Genomic DNA, 18,013 nt, shown 5'->3' with positions numbered 1-18,013 from the left:
GATTAAGAGCTTCAAAGACAGAAACTCTTAACCCTATTTTCATTATAGTAAAAACTTATATATACTATTTTTTTATTTATTATTCACTATAGGTGAATTAAAACTCTTTGAAAGTTCATTAATAGATAATGATACTAATACTGTAGCTACAAACTTATCTATATAGTCTGTAAATACCTGTGTAACAAATACACTTAAAACATCATTAGCACCTAAAGCCTTTAGCACTTGAACTATATACGATGATCCAGATGATGTAACACCACCAAATAAATATGCTGCTATTACTGAACTTATTATTGATGTTGGTATTGAAAATGCCATTACTCCCAATATTCTTTTTTTACCATTTAGTAATCCTTTTTTATACATAATTCCTGCAATAAGTCCTGTAGATATCTGAACTGGTGCAAAGTAAAGTGAGTATATATCAAATGTCATCCCACTTAGTAAACTTCCACAAACCCCTGTCATTACTGCATATTTAGGACCTAAAATACAAGCTATCATTATCGTTCCTATAGAATCTAAGTATATTGGAAGCTTTAGCATAAGCGCTACAAAAGCTCCAATTATATTTATAGCAATTCCTAGGCTCATTAAACTTAATTTTCTTATATCTATACTTTTATTTTCCATATTATATAACTCCTTCTATAGAGTCTATAATATCATCGTATCCATTAAACATTCTCTTTAAGAACATACTCATAAATTTATTTTTATCAACATCAGTCAATACAATAGCATTATTTTCTTTTTTATAAAAATTAAAAGAATCTACTATTGATTGCCCCATAGCAATACCATCTTCAACGACCTCTACAAAAGATTCAAAGCCTTTACAAATGTTTCTATCTATAAAATATGCTACTGCTAATGGGTCGTTTATTACGCACCCAATAATTTTTTCTTGATCCCAATGAAAATCAATATAAAATCTTGTTATTTCAGTTATATACTTAGACATATCTTTATCAAGTCTATTTATAAACTCAATTATATTTGGTGTAAGTACAATTTTTCTAGTTACATCTAATCCTACCATATGAATTTTTTTAGGTAAGTTCTTGTAAACATAGTCTGCTCCATGAGGATCAACCCAATAATTAAATTCTGCTACTGGAGAACAATTTCCATGAATTCTAAAAGCTCCTCCCATAGACACAAATTCATCTAAGTTATTAAAAGCTTTTTTATCTTTCATTAATGCTTTAGCTATATTTGTAAGAGGTCCTAAAGCTATAATAGATACATTGTCATTGTTATTTAGAGTATCTATTATAAAATCTACTCCTCCTTCATAAAACTTAGCTTCATTTACATCTTCGTAGAAATTTTCACCTAATCCATCATCTCCATGAGTGTCTTGAGCTGTTACAAGTTCTCGTTTTAGTGGATATTCTTCACCTACATATACGGGAATATGTAAAGAAGAACATATTTGAAGTGTCTTTAGAGCATTTTTTGCTCCTAATTTTGCAGGTACATTACCGCTGCATACAGTAATTCCTAAAACTTCTAGCTCTGGTGAGTTTAAAGCTAAAAGTAGTGCCAAAGAATCATCAATTCCTGGATCACAATCAATTATTACCTTTCTTTTTTGCATAACAAATTCCTCCTAAAAAGTTATTTAAAGGAGAACCTTACAACCTATAAGGTCATAGCTAAGGGTAAAACTTATATACTGCCACTATATAAATACCTTAGTTTTTTATACTTGGAGGTTCTCGAACAAGTTGTAATATTAATCCTTTAGATTCATACTACTTTTGTAAGTATATCATATATTAAATTGATTATCTAGATAAATAGAATCTAAAATTAATCCAGAAATCGATTATCTACATACTTACAAAATAGATTTTTATAGTTTAAATTTGAATTTTATTGGTATTTATTGTATTATATAAATTATTAGGGGTGATGACAATGAATATCAATTATGACATCTTACAAAATTTTCTTAGATGTAATAAAAATATCAAATTAAACTTTAGGGAAAACAGCAGTATTTTAGATGTAGTATCTTATAGTCAAGTTATTTTAACTTTAGAATTAGATAGTTGTGACTTGATTAGCAACAGTAAACTAATTTATGATAGTATCACTAAGCTTAATGGTGTAACTATGTATATTCCTAAAATCTATATAAAAGAAAATTTATAAGTTCACAAAATAAAAAATTCGCTTCGCTCATGTCGCCAACGACTTTGTCCGTTGCTCAAAATGTTTTTTATGACTGAAAACAATTTATTGATATAACTTACTTTTATGAGTTATCCATAAAAAACGAGGTATCATAATATCCTTAAGCATAAAAAATAGGCTATATATTTGTTATAGCCTATTTATATATATCTTTATTTTATTTCTTTATTTTCATATATTTTTATTGATATAGTAGTTGATATAGCTAAAACCACAAAGTTTAAAACAAATGCTATCAAAGAAATTCCAACATTATTTATCATTTCTATTGTTTTCTCCATAGCTTCTGGAGACTCCGCTAGATATCCTATTACTCCAGATGGTATCATCATTAAAACCATCATTATTAATATAACAACTACTCTTCCTTTGTTTATTCCAAATTTAAGCAAAATAGGTATTACGATACACATTGCAATAACACCAACAGTTCCACCTGCAACTAATAAAACATCTAATGAAATTAAATTTTGATTAAGTTTAAGTGCTACAAAGTATTCAATCGATACTATTATGATACTTATAAACAATGCAATTATGCCCATTAAATATCTAGAAAGTACATACTCTTTTTTCTTTACAGGCATTACAGATATTATATTATCTATTCCGTTCATGTCTTCGTATGCCATTACTTGATATACAGTCAACACTATAATCATTCCAAATAGCATATTTAAAAATGTAGGATTAAAAGCAGAAACTACTATCCATATAGCTGCTATAAGCCATATTTGTTTAAATACTGATTTCAAATTTAAAAAACTCATTTTTGTAAGATTTATTATATTATTCATATAGTTTACCCCCTTGTATAGTACATTAAAATATCCTCTAAGTTAGCTTTGTCATATACAACTTCTTCTCCAAACACTTCATAAGCGGATTTTACATTCGATGTTAAACCTTCAAACCCAAACTGATTTTCTTTAAAGCTAACTAGTTCTTTCTTTGTATCATTATCTATTAAATTTTTATTACCTCTTATGATCCTATGATTGTCTAATATAATATCTCTTTCACCTTTAAATATTATTTTCCCATTATATATAAATACTAAATAGTCAGATACTTTATCTAAATCTGAAGTTATATGAGTAGAATAAAATACTGTCGCTTCCTCTTTTTCTATATGTTCTTGTAATATTTCTAAAAATTCATTTCTTACTAAAGGATCTAAATTAGCTGTTGGTTCATCCATTATTATTATTTTAGGGTGATGCGAAAGAGCCATTACAAGTTCAAACTTTTTTTGTTGACCTTTTGATAAGTCTTTATATCTTTTGTTTTCATTTAACTTAAACTTTTCTACATATTTTTGATATACTTTTTCATCCCAATTTTTATAAAACACTGAAATACCTTTTTTTATATCTTTTAATTTCGATTCTGGAATATATCCGGATACATCTCCAACATATCCTATCATCTGTTTTATATCTATATCATCAGATTTATATTCTTTTCCAAATATTTTTATACTACCACTATCTTTAAAAATCATGTTTAAAATCAGCTTTATAGTAGTAGTTTTTCCACTTCCATTAGGACCTATAAATCCTGTTATAAATCCTTTTTCTATGTTTAAATTTTCTATATTTAGCTCAAATTCATTTAAAGTTTTTGTTACATTACTAATCTCTATAGCACTCATATCTCTCCTCCTAAACTTCCTCATATATACTTTTAAATATTTCTATACCTTCTTCTAAACTTACCCCTACAGATTTAGCTTGTTTTATGATTTCTTCTAGCTTACTTTCAATTTCATACATAGCCATTTCTTTTAATCTTTCTGTATTTTGCTGAGCTACAAAAGTCCCTTTACCTGCTACAGTTTGTAAGAATCCTTCTTTTTCTAATTCTTCATAAGCTCTTTTGGTAGTTATTATACTTACTTTAAGTTCTTTAGCCAAGTTTCTTATTGATGGTAATCCTTCTCCTGGTGTTAAGCATCCACTTAATATTTGCGCCTTTATTTGATTTTGAATTTGTTCATATAAAGGTATTGTTGATGAATTACTAACGTTTATATTCAATTTATCACCTCTATCTAATACACTGTGTATATCTGTATATAAAGTGTATATATTATCTATATACATATAATAACACTTAAGTTACACTTAGTCTATATTTTTTTATAAAAAAACTCCTATTGAGTAATATAACGTTACTCAATAGGAGTTTTTATTTATAATAATTTCTCTTTCCATTCATCTTCTTTAAAACCAATAACAACATTTTTACCGTCAAATGCTATAGGTCTTTTTATAAGCATTCCATCACTAGCTAATATTTCTAAAAGCTTTTCATTAGATTCTGTTTTAACAATATCTTTTAAACCTAATTCTCTATATTTTACTCCACTAGTGTTAAAAAATTTTTTTAATTCATATCCACTTATTTCATACATATTTTTTAATTCATCTTTTGTTGGAGGATTTTTAACTATTTCTATATCCTCAAAGTCTATATTATTATCCTTAAGCCAAGCCTTGGCTTTTCTTACAGTCGATCATTTTGAATATCCATAAAATTTTATCATAAGTATCACCCTTTGCTGTTTATTATATTTTATATATACCCAAATAGTTTCTATTAAATCAAATTTAATTCCAAGGAACCACTTCAACCTCTCCAAACCATCTTTCTTTTAAACGATTCGAATATTCTCCCTTATATCCTATAAACGATAAGACTATTAGCTCTACATATCTTGTCCCAATTTGAATTATATTCCACATGTCTTCAACAGTAAGTGTAGCTCTGTTATCTTTTCTCGTTGGATGTACTATCTTATTTCTAAAATAAATTATCAAATCAATTCCATCATCAAATCTAGCTCTTATCCAATCATCGAACAATTCTAGTTCATCACTACTATATGGTATTTTGCATAAATCTAATACCATTTTTATATTTTTAGCAGCACTGTTCGTATCAAACTCTTGATCATTTAATATTTTTTCCTGCTCTACTAAAATCATATACGATAATGTTTCTAGGGCTATTTGTATAGATATTATATTATTTTCTATAGTAATTTCACCTAAAGACTCTATGTACCAATCAATAACTGTTTTTATAACAGGACCACAATATCCATCTTCTAGTTTTTTAGTCATTAAAGACATATACTTTTCTATATTATGATGATTAGCTAATGTATCTGTCCATGTAGGAACAAACTTATAAGGACTTATTATGTTTTCTCTCCATAATCTATATACATTATTATTATTTTGATATCCTTTAACTAAACAAATGCCTACATATCTACCACACATAAAACTTAATGCAAATGAAAGCCTATCTATGAAATTTAGCATATTATTTGTTCTAAATAATTTTTTATCTTTTCTTTCTATTCTACCAATATGAGTTATTATACTCCCCGATTTTGCTTTTAATTCTTCATACAACTCTTTTCTATAATCATACCTTTTATCTATTGTTATGACAAAGTCATTTAATTCAAATTGTATCCTACCCGCAAACAACTTATCCACGTGTTTTATAAGAGTTCCAGGAAACTTATCTAAATTTACTATATGAAAGTCAATATATTCTACATATGAGTTCTTAGATTTTATGTAATTATCATTAGCATATCCTTCTATATTAAAATCATTTATAGTATTTATTGTTATTGATATTGGTTTATATCCATACATTTCTAGTATTGCATCGTCATAGTCTAAATCTAAATCAATATCTTCATCTTCTACCGATAATATTTGAGCTTTAAAATTCATAGATACTGGAGGTGTCATTTTGTAATATATTATTCCACTACATCTGTATTTTTTATCTAAGTAAATACAAAATCTACCTTGATAAATACTTATATCTTCATCTACTTTATACCTTAAATAATCCGAAGATATAGCATTGTTAACTACCTTCATAGCTAGCCCACCTTTACTATTTCTTTAATTCTATATAATTATAACATAATCATTCATATAATATGTAGAATAACTTATAATTAATTGTTTATTCATTATATTGTGTTTACATTTTAACAAAAAAATCACAATATAATTTAAAATTATTTATTATATCAAAATTATAAAATTCTATAATATATTAAAATATAGGCTATAAACTAAATATAAATAAAAGGTGCTATAAATAATATTTTTAGCACCTTTTATCTTAAACTATATATTCTCAAATGCTGTTGATAGCATTAATTTTATTCTATTTAACTGATTTGTTTCACTAGCTGATGGGTCATAATCAATCGGTATTATATTTGCATTTTTATAAATTCTTTTAAGTTCCTTTATTTGACCTTTCCCAGTTATATGATTTGGAAGGCATCCAAAAGGCTGCATGCATATAATATTATTTACTCCATCCTCTATTAATTCTATCATCTCACCTGTTAATAGCCAACCCTCCCCTGTTTGGTTACAAGTTGAAATCACTTTTTGAGTACTTCTAGCAATATTAGTTATTTTTTGTGGGCAATTAAATCGTTTACTTTTTCTTAACTCTTCCTTATAAGTTTTCTGATAGTTTTCCATAAACCATATAACAGATTTACCTATTTCTTTAGTTATCCATTTTCCCTCTAAATACTGATATTTAAAAACGGTATTTAGTGAACAACTATAAAAGAAGTTTATAAGTTCTGGAACAACAGCTTCTCCACCCTCATTTTCTATAATATCAACTAAATAGTTATTAGCAAGCGGGTGGAACTTGACTAAAATTTCTCCAACTAAACCTACCTTTGGTTTCTTTACATCTACTAACTCTAAGTTATCAAAATCATAAATTATTTCTTTAATATTCTTGTTAAAAGTTTTTACATTTGCCTTATTAAGTGAGTCTTTGCATATTTTTACCCATTTATCATAAAGAAGATTACTACTACCACTCACTTTTTCATAAGGTCTTACTCTATACAAAACTTTCATAAGTAAATCTCCATATATAGCACTCATAAATATTCTATTTATAAGTTTCAAATTAACATTTTTTATTAGTCCATTTTTTTCTATTCCATTAACACTTAAAGATATTACAGGCACCTCTTTAAATCCAGCATCATACATTGCTTTTCTTAAAAATCCTATATAATTTGTAGCTCTGCATCCTCCACCTGTCTGAGTTATTACAACAGATGTATTGTTTAAATCATATTTGCCTGATTTTAATGCATTTATTATCTGACCTATTACAATTATAGCTGGATAGCAAGCATCATTATTTACATATCTTAATCCTTCTTCTACAATATTGCTTTCTGTTGAATTTAATATCTCTAATCTAAACCCACTTAAATTAACAGCTTCTTCAAAAAACTGAAAATGTATAGGAGACATTTGTGGAGCTAATATGGTATGCTTCTTAGTTAAAATACCTTTTGTATATTCAATCTTTTTATTTTCTATATAATCATTCTGACAATTTATTTCTCTTTCTGACATTGCGGCTTTTAATGATCTTAATCTTATCTTAGCCGCTCCTAGATTATTTCCTTCATCTATTTTTATAGTCGTATAAATTTTAGAACCTTCATTCAAGATTTCTTGTACTTGATCTATTGTTACAGCATCTATTCCACATCCAAAGGAATTTAATTGAACTAATTCTAAATTTTTTTCATTTTTGACAAAACTTGCCGCTCTATAAAGTCGTGAATGATAAACCCATTGGTCTACAACTCTTAATGGCCTTTTTACAGCTCCTAAGTGACTTACTGAGTCCTCTGTCAGTACTGCCATACCTAATGAGTTTATTACTTCTGGTATTCCATGGTTTATTTCTGGGTCTAGGTGATATGGTCTACCACATAAAACAATAGCTTTTATATCTCTTTCTTTAATTTCTAAAAGTGCTTTTTCTCCTTCACATTCAATATCCCTTTTAAAATTTTCTTGTTCTTCACTTGCTCTTTCTACTGCTTTTTCTATATTTGTTTTTAATATATTGGTAAAAATTTTAGACAATTCTTCATAAAGTCTATCTTTTAATTTTTCCTTATTATTCAAGCTTAAAAATGGATTTATATAAGTTATATTATTTTCTTTAATTTCTTCAACATTATTTTTTATAACTTCAGAATATGATATAACCACTGGACAATTATAATGATTATTTGCACTTATATCCTCTTTTTTCTCATTTGTTATACACGGATAAAATATATACTTTATTCCTTGCTCTATCAATGATTCTATATGACCATGGGCCAATTTTGCAGGATAGCATACAGTTTCTGATGCAATAGAAGTTATACCCTTTTCATAAATATCTTTTGAAGATCTACTAGATAACACTACCCTGAATCCTAGCTCTGTAAAGAACGTATGCCAAAACGGATAATTTTCATACATGTTCAATACTCTAGGTATTCCTATTTCTCCCATAAAAGCTTCTTCTTTTAATAAAGGCTTATATCTAAATACTCTATTGTACTTATATTTAAATAGATTTATAGCTTTATTTACTTTTTTATTTTTATTATAAATAATTTCTCCTTTTTCACATCTATTTCCAGACACAAACACCTCTTGTTCTGAAAACTTGTTTATAGTCAATAAGCAATTATTTGAACATCCTCCACACCTATTTACACTTACATCTAGATTTATATCTTTCAGTTCCTCTTTTTTTAATAAATTGGTCTTATTTCCATATTTGTATTTTTCTTTGGCTATTAAAGCTGCTCCAAAAGCTCCCATAATTCCAGCAATAGATGGTCTTATAACATCTTTACCTGTAAGTTTTTCAAAACTTCTTAAAACTAAGTCATTGTAAAATGTTCCACCTTGAGCTACTATATGTTTTCCTATTTCATTTACATCTCTTATTTTAATTACTTTAAACAATGCATTTTTTATTACTGAGTATGAAAGGCCTGCTGAAATATCAGCTATAGTTGCACCTTCTTTTTGCGCTTGCTTTACTCTAGAATTCATAAATACTGTGCATCTAGATCCCAAGTCAACAGGAAACCTTGAACATATACCTTTTTTAGCAAACTCTTTTATATCCATTGATAAAGATGTTGCAAAAGTTTCTAAAAATGATCCACAACCTGAAGAACAAGCTTCATTTAATATAATACTATCTATAACTCCATTTTTGATTTTTAGGCATTTCATGTCCTGCCCACCTATATCTAGAATAAAATCAACATCTTTATTAAAAAATTTAGCTGATTTATAGTGAGCTATAGTTTCTATTTCTCCATAGTCTATTTTTAAGGCTTTTTTTATCAGCCCCTCTCCATATCCAGTTACAGTAGATGATACTATATTACATTTACTTGGAAGTATATCATATACTTCGTTCATTACATTTATAACTGTTTCTAATGGTCTTCCTTCATTACTACTATAGTGTGTATATAATAAATTGCCCTTATCATCTATCAACGCTACTTTAGTTGTTGTAGAACCTGCATCTATCCCTAAAAAACAGTCACCTTCGAAATCTTGTATACCTTTGATTTTAATTAAATTTTTTTCATGTCTTTTTATAAATTCTTCATATTCTAAATCATCTTTAAATAAAGGCTCTAATTTATTTACATTATCAAAATCTTCAATGTCTAGATTTTGTATTTTTCTTATTAAATCATTTAAGTTTATACTATCTTCTTTTTTAGATAGCAAACTTGCTCCCATGGCTACATAAAGTTGTGCATCTTCTGGAAAAATTATGTCTTTATCATCTAGTTTTAATACTTTTTTAAAACATTCTCTAAGCTGTGATAAAAAATATAGTGGGCCTCCCAAAAAAGCTATTTTACCTTTAATTTTTCTTCCACAAGCTAATACACTTACGGTCTGCATAACAACTGCATTGAAAATACTCATGGCAATGTCACTTTTCTTAGCTCCATCATTTATAAGAGGCTGTATATCTGTTTTAGCAAATACACCACATCTCGATGCTATAGGATAAATTACTTTATAATCTTTTGCCATTTCATTTAGGCCTATAGCATCAGTTTGTAAAAGAGATGCCATTTGGTCTATAAATGCACCTGTTCCTCCTGCACAAATACCATTCATTCTTTGGTCAATTCCTCCGCTTAAATAAGTTATTTTTGCATCTTCTCCTCCAAGTTCTATTACAACATCTGTTTGAGGATAAAAATATTCAATTGCTTTTGTAGATGATATGACCTCTTGAATAAATTTAATATCTAGTTTTGTAGAGATATCTATACCCCCTGAACCAGTTATAGCAATAGTAACTTTTGAGTTTTCTAACTTCTTATAAATATTAACTAAGACTTCTTTTACAGATTTTTTTACATCTGAGTAATGTCTTTTATATTCTTTATATACTATATTATTGTTAGTACCAAGCACTACTGTTTTAACTGTAGTTGAACCAATATCAATACCTATGCGAAATACTTCCTCCATTTCTATCCCCCCAAATGCATAAATATATTTGACTATATTTTTAATAAAAACCTATTTATCTAATATTAAAATTTATGCATTTTAGATATCTTATATGTTGGATAATTTATTTAATGTATTTTTTTATCATTTTTTCTTGTTCGTTATATTTTTTAATAATTTATTAATTTAATATTTTTATATAAAAAATTGATTTTTCCGTAAAAAAATAGGTCATTTAATATGACCTATTTCTAAATAATTTTAATTATATATTCTTTTAGCTATATTTGAACAATGATCTGATATTCTTTCTAAATTTGTTATTAAATCAAGATATAAAATTCCAGAATCTATATTGCACTCATTATTATTTAATCTATATATATGATTTACTCTTATAGACTTTTCTATTTTATTAACTTCTTCTTCTGTTTTTATTATTTTACGTGCAATATCAGAGTCTTTAGTTTCTATTAGTTTTATAATACTTTCGCAGTTTTCTTTTACTTTTTCATACATTTGGTTTATTTCTCTAGTTCCTTCATCAGACATTTCTACCTTTTTATCGATCGATTCTATTGATATCTCAGCAATATTTTCTGAATGTGCACCTATTCTTTCTATATCATTTATAGTATTAAACAAATTATCTATATCATCTATTGATTCTTTTGTAATAGATGTTTTTGATAGTTTTAGTAAATAGTTAGATATGCTTTTCTGTAATTCTTTTACTTTTGTCTCCATTTCTAAAGCATTTTGAGCCTCTTTAGAATCCTTCTTAAAAAAACTATTTAAAGATGTATTTAAACAGTCTTTTGATAAATCAGCCATTTTTAGAGTTTCTTTAATAGTATTACCAAATGCTATAGAAGGTGTTTCTAGAATCCTTTCATCAAGAAACGTTTCATTTTCTTTTTCATCTGCACCTTCTGGTATTATTCTCATTGCTATTTTTACTATATATTTCGCAAATGGAAGTAAAATTATTACTGAAATTATATTAAATAACGTATGAGTATTAGCTAGTTGTCTTGCTACATCATTTGGATTAATTTTTGTTACAATTGATACTACTGGCTTATTTAAAAATAATAAAAATATCATTGTTCCTATTATATTAAATAATAAATGCATTATCGCAGCTCGTTTAGCATTTCTATTTGCACCTATACTTGAAATTAGAGAAGTAACACAAGTACCTATATTTTGACCATATAGTATAGGTAGTGCTGAGCTTAATGGTATTAACCCTTGAGCAGCTAAAGCTATTAGCATCCCCATTGAAGCACTTGAACTTTGAACAATGGCTGTTATAACTAAACCTAAAAGTAGTCCAAGTATTGGTCTTTGTCCAAAACTAATAAGTGCATCTGTAAATCCTTTGTATTCAGCTAAAGGATTTACAGCATCTTTCATAAATTCCATCCCTGTAAATAATATACCGAATCCCAATAATATTTCTGCAATATTTTTCACTTTAGGTTTTGATGAAAAAAGGTATAATACAATACCTATTCCTAATGTTATTGGTGCTAGCCCTTCTAAATTAAAACTAACTAACTGAGCTGTGACAGTAGTACCTATATTAGCACCCATTATAACTCCTATAGCTTGAGAAAGCCCCATAAGTCCTGCATTTACAAATCCTACTACCATTACAGTTGTTGCACTAGAACTTTGAATAATAGCTGTAACGACCGTTCCGACTAAAACTCCCATTATTATATTACTGGTCAAAAGTTCTATTATTCTTTTTAATTTATCTCCTGCTGATTTTTGTAATCCCTCTCCCATAAGGCTCATGCCATATAAAAAAAGTCCTAAACCTCCAATAAGACTTATTGCTATATTCAAAATAATACCTCCTTTAATGCTTAAACTCTCTAGGTATATGATTATCTATTTTAGAATTTATAATACATTAATATAACTATAAAGAGAGCTTTATTTTTTAATTTCCTTATCTTACATAATATAAAATAATTATTTTGGTTAAATTATTACTGCTGAATAATTTTTCACTTAGGAGGACATCATGGCAAAGAATAAAAACATTAAAGACCCTAAACAGTGCAAAAATGTAGCACAATCAAGCTTAGAGATAGCAGAGGAACTTAATATTGAACCTCGCTTAAGACCTTCTAAAACAGGTTCTGTTAGTCAAAATACTGCTAGACCTATAAAGTCTCACAAAAATACATCTAAGTAATTTAAAGCATCTAAAGTTAGATTTAATTGGCACGTTAAATAAACTCCGTACTTAGTAAAAAGTAAAAAAAGTAGACTTAAGAACTCTTAAGTCTACTTTTTTATGCAAATTTAACCTAAAATAACGAATATAAAATGAGCTGCCATACCTGCACAAAGCCCACCAATAGTATGAGAAAGTATCGCTTTACTAGTTAAACCTCTAGCATCTAACGCGTCCATCATACCTACATGAGTACTTAAGTATCCACTCCAGCACATTCCCATAGCAGTAAATACAGCTATATCGTTAGGAGTTATAACATTATCCGCTATAAATTTTGGTACTAAACTCATTGCGGCTCCAACAGCACCTAATGATGTAATAGGAAATGCTATAGCTTGTGACGATGTGAATCCAAACATAGGCTCTAATATAAATCTTAACTTTTCTCCTATAACAGGAAGTAAAGCTATACCCTCATATGCTACACCTTTATAAACTTCTTTTCCTGTTGCTGGATCTACAGAAGGTCCAAAAGTTAGTAACATGACTAATGTACATACTATCAATACTCCTGGAATAATAGCTAATCCTAACTCTACTCCTGACTTTCCACCTTCCAACATCGCATCTAACACTCTTTGAAATATGCTTCCATCTCTAATCTCTCTATATTCTTGTGAATCTTCTAATTGTATATTTTTTTTACAATCTTCATTTATAAGTGAAACTGCAACTTCTTCTATAGAATTACTTTCTTCATTTTTTAAATAGAATTTTTTAGTAAAGTGCAGCATTATCCTAACACTTACTATACTTCCTATTATTGCAGCTATATTTCCTATTATTGCTGGTAATACATATTCTTCACCTTGAGATATCATAAATGTTGTTACAATAAGACCCATTCCAAAAGATGTTCCTAAGTTGCATAATGCAGGAACTTGATATTCTTTAAAATATTTAGTAAAGGCTTTATCTTTGCTAAATGAAATTATTGCAGGATTGTCAGATAAGTAAGTCGTTATAGCTCCAGCTATACTCGCTCCGGGTAGTCCATATAAGGGTTTCATAAAAATGGCAAATAATTTATTTAAAAGTGAAATAACTCCAAATTCTGATAATAATGCACTAAGTGCACCTGCTAATACAGCCATTGCCATTATTAAAAATACTGTGTTTAAAAGTAAATCGTGTGCTGTGCTCATTATAACTTTAAACATTACACCAGCACCCATTATACTAGCTATATATCCAAATCCAGCTAGTAGTAGCGCTAAAAATACGAAAGTCTCAAGCCCAATGGCCTTGACTCTCCTTCTCTCTACGCTCTTATCCATGTAAATCATCCCCTTATTAAATTTTAAAATCTGACTTTGACTTCACTTAAAGCCTAAGTTTCCATTTATTGCATTTGGTATATTATATAATAAAATTCATGCTTATTCTAGTTTTTTTTCATTTTTTAGTATTTTTTGTCATCTTAAACAAAATACCTATACCTCATAATGCATGAAGTATAGGCATTTTGTTTATTTATAACTAATTTTTTATATTAATTATTTGACTGTTTAAACATATTTCTTGCAATATGATTTACTAAATCCACCGTTCTAGTTGAGTATCCCCATTCATTATCATACCAAGAAACAACTTTAATCATTTTATTATCCATAACCATAGTAGACAAACCATCAACTATAGAAGATCTTTCATCTTGTTTATAATCAACTGACACTAACGGCTTTTCACAATATCCTAATATTCCTTTTAATCTAGTTTGAGACGCTTCTTTTAATGCATTATTTACTTGTTCTTTTGTTACATCTGTTTTCAATTCACATACTAAATCAACTAATGAAACTGTAGGTGTTGGAACTCTTACTGAAAATCCATTTAATTTACCTTCTAACTTAGGTAAAACTTTTGACACAGCTTTTGCTGCTCCTGTTGTAGTTGGTATCATAGATTCACCTGCTGCTCTTGCTCTTCTTAAATCCTTATGATTTTTATCTAATATTTGCTGATCATTAGTGTATGAATGTATAGTTGTCATTAATCCTTTTTCTATACCAAATGCCTCATCTATTGCTTTTGCTAGTGGTGCTAGACAATTCGTAGTACAAGATGCATTAGATATTATATTATGAATTTTATCATTGTACTTTTCTTCATTTACACCCATTACTACAGTTAAATCTTCATCACTTCCTGGAGCTGTTATTATTACCTTTTTAGCTCCTGCATCAATATGTTTTTGAGCTTGTTCTCTTTTTGTAAATATACCTGTAGATTCTACAACAATATCTACTCCTAACTCTTTCCAAGGTATATCCTTAGGATCATTGTTTCTTAAAATTTTTATTTCTCTTGAATTTATTAATAAAGTTTCATCGTCCTTAGCTTCAACTTCACCTTTAAATGTTCCATAACAAGAATCATATGTGAATAGATGTGCTAAAGTCTCAGCTGTTCCTCTTGCATTTATTGCTACTATTTCAATATTTTCATCAAGTCTTTCACCAGCTATTCTTAAAACAGCTCTTCCTATTCTTCCAAATCCATTTAGACCTACTTTTATCTTCATAATTATGTCCCCCTAGCTCGTCATTTATTATATACTAATTCATTTATTTTCCTCTTTATTTTAAATATAGTATACACTATATATTTAAAATTGTATACTATATATTTTATTTTTTACAATAAAAAAGGAATAGTATCATTTAAGATATACTATTCCTTATATATTATTGAAATATATACTACATTATTAACTTACTATATATTTTCAGTAATCTTTTGTGAATTATTATTATGATAATATATTAAATCTATAACTTTACCACTTATTGTAACTGCAATTAACGAGTAGAATATATCAAATAATGATAAATACGTAAGTGATAAAATCAATACTACAACATCACCTAATAGATATACAATACCTATATTTAAAGATGTAGTCTTAGCAATCACTAATGCTAAAGCATCGTCTCCTCCTGCTGCTGCTCCTGCCTTTACTATAAGACCCACTCCTAATCCTACACTTATACCTGCTAGTATTGTTGCTAATAGCATACTGTGTATTTGAGGTATTATTGGACCTATATACTCAAAGCATTCATATAAAAATGAGAAACTTACTGATGCTATCACAGAGTAAATAAAGAATTTTTTTCCGAAGAATTTATACCCTATTAATAGAAGTGCTCCATCGATAATGATATTCGCTATAGAAGGCTCTATATTAAATACATTCTTTAACAGTAGTAAAAGTCCTAACACTCCACCTTCAGTTATGTTGTTTAAATAATAAAAATTGTAAAATCCAAAAGCTAATATAAAAGATCCTAATAAAATCTTTCCTAAGCTTTCTAAAAATCGCCGCCTGGCCATAATATCCCTTCCTTTTTCTTGGTTTACTTCATTATATTACACCAATTAGCCTTTGTATACTGGAATTTTTTAATCTTAAATTATACAATTTTTATTTTTAAATTTCAATAGTTTTTTTATATTTTTTTTATGAAAAACTAAAATTTATTTAAAAGCCAGTATTTTCAATAGTTACACATTTTATTATTTTATTAAAGTTTATATTAGCTACTATTTTAATTTAGTATACATAAATCTTTGTTCATATAACTTTTTTATTTGTTTAGAAATACTATCCTATTGTAAATGTTATTTTTTGAAGTTTTGTAATAGTCTGTAAAATATTTCAAATATAAAAAAAGCATTATTTAAAAATAATGCTTTTTTTATATTTACATCTTGGAGTTTTTAGGGGCACTATTTACTATCTATGATAGTTCTAGTTGTATCTATATCTTTCGCCACACATCTTTGGCTGTTAATTCTCTCATTTACTAATATATAACTTGTTATTTCTTTCATTGTTTTTGCTAATTTGTTTAAAAATATCATCTTCTTTTTCTCTCCCTTTTTCTTTTGATAAATATATTGTATACAATATACTGTATGTAGTCAATGTTTTTTATCAACTTTTTATAAGTTTAATTTTTATCAATAATTAAGCTTTATTTACTATCGTTTTCATTGAAAAATAGCCTTTTCTTGACAGAAAATTTCAAATTTAAATTACTAATTTTAAAAAAAATACATCGTATAAACGATGTATTTTTATCTATATGTATTTTTCCATTCTTATATCACTATGCCATGTACCATTATAGTACACAATTTTTTCATGTTCTCCTATTTTTTCATATCCCATTTTTTTATATAATTCAATTGCTTTTTCATTGTATCCAAATACACCTAATTCAATTCGGTTTTGGTTTAAATTCTTACTAATTTCTTCTATATATCCCATAGCTTTTTTTGCTATCCCTCTGCCTCTATATTCGGATTCCCCTATACATATACCAATCCACACACTATTTTTTTCTTTTTTGTATAACCCAAAAAAATCCATATCTATACTAATGTACCCAATCTTTTTATTATCACAAGATATTATATATATTTTTTTATTGCCATTTGATTTAAATCCATTTATTATACTGTCTACTTTTATATCATCCATTTCACCCTTTGTAAAATTTGGTCTAATAAGGTATTTTATATCACTTTGATTATCCCAATGTGCTATTAATTCAAAATCTTCAAAGTCATTTTCATTTATTTCTATAAATTTAATCTCCATTCAAATGCCCTTTCTTCTAAGAATATACTTAACTATTAATTATTTTAATTTTCTAATTATTATATATTATATACTATTTTGTTCTTGTTTTGAAACTAATTCTGTCTTTTGTATTCAATCATATACCTTAGATTTATTTAAATTTTCTAAGTCTTTTTATTAAAATAATGGGTATAATATAAAATGTTATTCTTTACAAAGCATAACCTAAAAGTTAAAATATAATAAGTATATAAAGCAAGGAGTTGATTAGTATGTCATGCCCAAATTGCAAGTGCAATAAATCTAAAGCATCAAATATTGATCCTGAGGAGTATCAAGAATTAAAGGAATATTTCCAAGATGAAATAATCGATTTTAAAATCATAGATTATATAAACGATAATAACGAGCATAGCTCTTATGTCGAAGTCGAATTTGAAGATTACATAGTTGAGTTAGAAAATATTAATACATCAAATTTAACTTTAGATACTGTTATAGATACTATAATAAAAAATAATCTTAAGTAATAATAAAAAGACTTTAGAAGTTGTTTAACTTCTAAAGTCTTTT

General features: G+C 27.3%; 16 protein-coding genes and 1 pseudogene. 3 read left to right on the top strand and 14 right to left on the bottom strand.

Annotated features, from left to right (window positions below; all coding sequences use genetic code 11):
* Window positions 1-72: 72 nt before the first annotated feature.
* The gene (locus tag BLP75_RS06570; RefSeq protein WP_092724855.1) at window positions 73-639 is read right to left on the bottom strand and encodes an ECF transporter S component; all 567 of its coding nucleotides are present in this window, start codon (window positions 637-639) and stop codon (window positions 73-75) included.
* A gap of 1 nt (window position 640) precedes the next feature.
* Window positions 641-1,609, bottom strand: a complete 969-nt coding sequence (locus tag BLP75_RS06565) for a nucleoside hydrolase (RefSeq protein ID WP_092724854.1) — start codon at window positions 1,607-1,609, stop codon at window positions 641-643.
* A gap of 323 nt (window positions 1,610-1,932) precedes the next feature.
* Here BLP75_RS06565 and BLP75_RS06560 point away from each other — a divergent pair, with 323 nt between their 5' ends.
* On the top strand, window positions 1,933-2,169 hold the full coding sequence (locus tag BLP75_RS06560) for a hypothetical protein (RefSeq protein ID WP_092724853.1): 237 nt from the start codon (window positions 1,933-1,935) through the stop codon (window positions 2,167-2,169).
* Between the two features lie 194 nt (window positions 2,170-2,363).
* Here BLP75_RS06560 and BLP75_RS06555 read toward each other — a convergent pair whose 3' ends face one another.
* The 7 genes and pseudogenes from BLP75_RS06555 to BLP75_RS06525 form a co-directional block, all read right to left on the bottom strand.
* Window positions 2,364-3,008 carry an ABC-2 transporter permease gene (locus tag BLP75_RS06555; protein WP_092724852.1) on the bottom strand — a complete coding sequence of 215 codons (645 nt, stop codon included), beginning with the start codon at window positions 3,006-3,008 and terminating at the stop codon, window positions 2,364-2,366.
* Between the two features lie 5 nt (window positions 3,009-3,013).
* Window positions 3,014-3,865 carry an ABC transporter ATP-binding protein gene (locus tag BLP75_RS06550; RefSeq protein WP_092724851.1) on the bottom strand — a complete coding sequence of 284 codons (852 nt, stop codon included), beginning with the start codon at window positions 3,863-3,865 and terminating at the stop codon, window positions 3,014-3,016.
* Window positions 3,866-3,875: 10 nt separating this feature from the next.
* Window positions 3,876-4,250: a GntR family transcriptional regulator gene (locus BLP75_RS06545; RefSeq protein ID WP_092725245.1), complete on the bottom strand. Its 375-nt coding sequence runs from the start codon at window positions 4,248-4,250 to the stop codon at window positions 3,876-3,878.
* Window positions 4,251-4,405: 155 nt separating this feature from the next.
* Window positions 4,406-4,717, bottom strand: a pseudogene (locus tag BLP75_RS06540) (Spx/MgsR family RNA polymerase-binding regulatory protein); the annotation flags it as partial.
* A gap of 106 nt (window positions 4,718-4,823) precedes the next feature.
* Window positions 4,824-6,122: a YopA family protein gene (locus tag BLP75_RS06535; protein ID WP_092724850.1), complete on the bottom strand. Its 1,299-nt coding sequence runs from the start codon at window positions 6,120-6,122 to the stop codon at window positions 4,824-4,826.
* Window positions 6,123-6,377: 255 nt separating this feature from the next.
* Window positions 6,378-10,610, bottom strand: coding sequence for a 2-hydroxyacyl-CoA dehydratase (locus tag BLP75_RS06530; RefSeq protein ID WP_092724849.1), 4,233 nt, complete (start codon window positions 10,608-10,610; stop codon window positions 6,378-6,380).
* A 243-nt stretch (window positions 10,611-10,853) separates the two neighbouring features.
* Window positions 10,854-12,449 (bottom strand): Na/Pi cotransporter family protein, encoded by a 1,596-nt coding sequence (locus BLP75_RS06525; RefSeq protein ID WP_092724848.1) that lies wholly within the window; start codon window positions 12,447-12,449, stop codon window positions 10,854-10,856.
* Between the two features lie 181 nt (window positions 12,450-12,630).
* Between BLP75_RS06525 and BLP75_RS18120 the strand changes: the two genes are divergently transcribed.
* Window positions 12,631-12,804 (top strand): hypothetical protein, encoded by a 174-nt coding sequence (locus tag BLP75_RS18120; protein WP_170139124.1) that lies wholly within the window; start codon window positions 12,631-12,633, stop codon window positions 12,802-12,804.
* A 110-nt stretch (window positions 12,805-12,914) separates the two neighbouring features.
* Here the strand turns inward: BLP75_RS18120 and BLP75_RS06520 are convergent, their stop codons facing one another.
* The 5 genes from BLP75_RS06520 to BLP75_RS06505 form a co-directional block, all read right to left on the bottom strand.
* A complete protein-coding gene (locus BLP75_RS06520) occupies window positions 12,915-14,126 on the bottom strand; it encodes a CD0519/CD1768 family membrane protein (RefSeq protein ID WP_092724847.1) in 1,212 nt (403 codons plus the stop codon).
* 215 nt (window positions 14,127-14,341) lie between these two features.
* Entirely contained in the window at window positions 14,342-15,373 is a 1,032-nt protein-coding gene (gap, locus tag BLP75_RS06515) for a type I glyceraldehyde-3-phosphate dehydrogenase (RefSeq protein ID WP_092724846.1), read from the bottom strand.
* A gap of 194 nt (window positions 15,374-15,567) precedes the next feature.
* Complete coding sequence (locus tag BLP75_RS06510; RefSeq protein WP_092724845.1) at window positions 15,568-16,185, bottom strand: YitT family protein; 618 nt, start codon at window positions 16,183-16,185, stop codon at window positions 15,568-15,570.
* Between the two features lie 396 nt (window positions 16,186-16,581).
* Window positions 16,582-16,716: a hypothetical protein gene (locus tag BLP75_RS18495; protein WP_258241980.1), complete on the bottom strand. Its 135-nt coding sequence runs from the start codon at window positions 16,714-16,716 to the stop codon at window positions 16,582-16,584.
* A 220-nt stretch (window positions 16,717-16,936) separates the two neighbouring features.
* Window positions 16,937-17,458, bottom strand: coding sequence for a GNAT family N-acetyltransferase (locus tag BLP75_RS06505; protein WP_092724844.1), 522 nt, complete (start codon window positions 17,456-17,458; stop codon window positions 16,937-16,939).
* A 254-nt stretch (window positions 17,459-17,712) separates the two neighbouring features.
* Here BLP75_RS06505 and BLP75_RS06500 point away from each other — a divergent pair, with 254 nt between their 5' ends.
* Window positions 17,713-17,970 carry a hypothetical protein gene (locus BLP75_RS06500; protein ID WP_092724843.1) on the top strand — a complete coding sequence of 86 codons (258 nt, stop codon included), beginning with the start codon at window positions 17,713-17,715 and terminating at the stop codon, window positions 17,968-17,970.
* Window positions 17,971-18,013: the final 43 nt, after the last annotated feature.

It is taken from the genome of Romboutsia lituseburensis DSM 797 (genome assembly GCF_900103615.1).
In the GTDB taxonomy this organism is placed as follows: Bacteria; Bacillota; Clostridia; order Peptostreptococcales; family Peptostreptococcaceae; genus Romboutsia_F; species Romboutsia_F lituseburensis.
The sequence above is the reverse complement of the archived record's forward strand: the minus strand, read 5'-3'. Positions and strand labels throughout refer to the sequence as shown.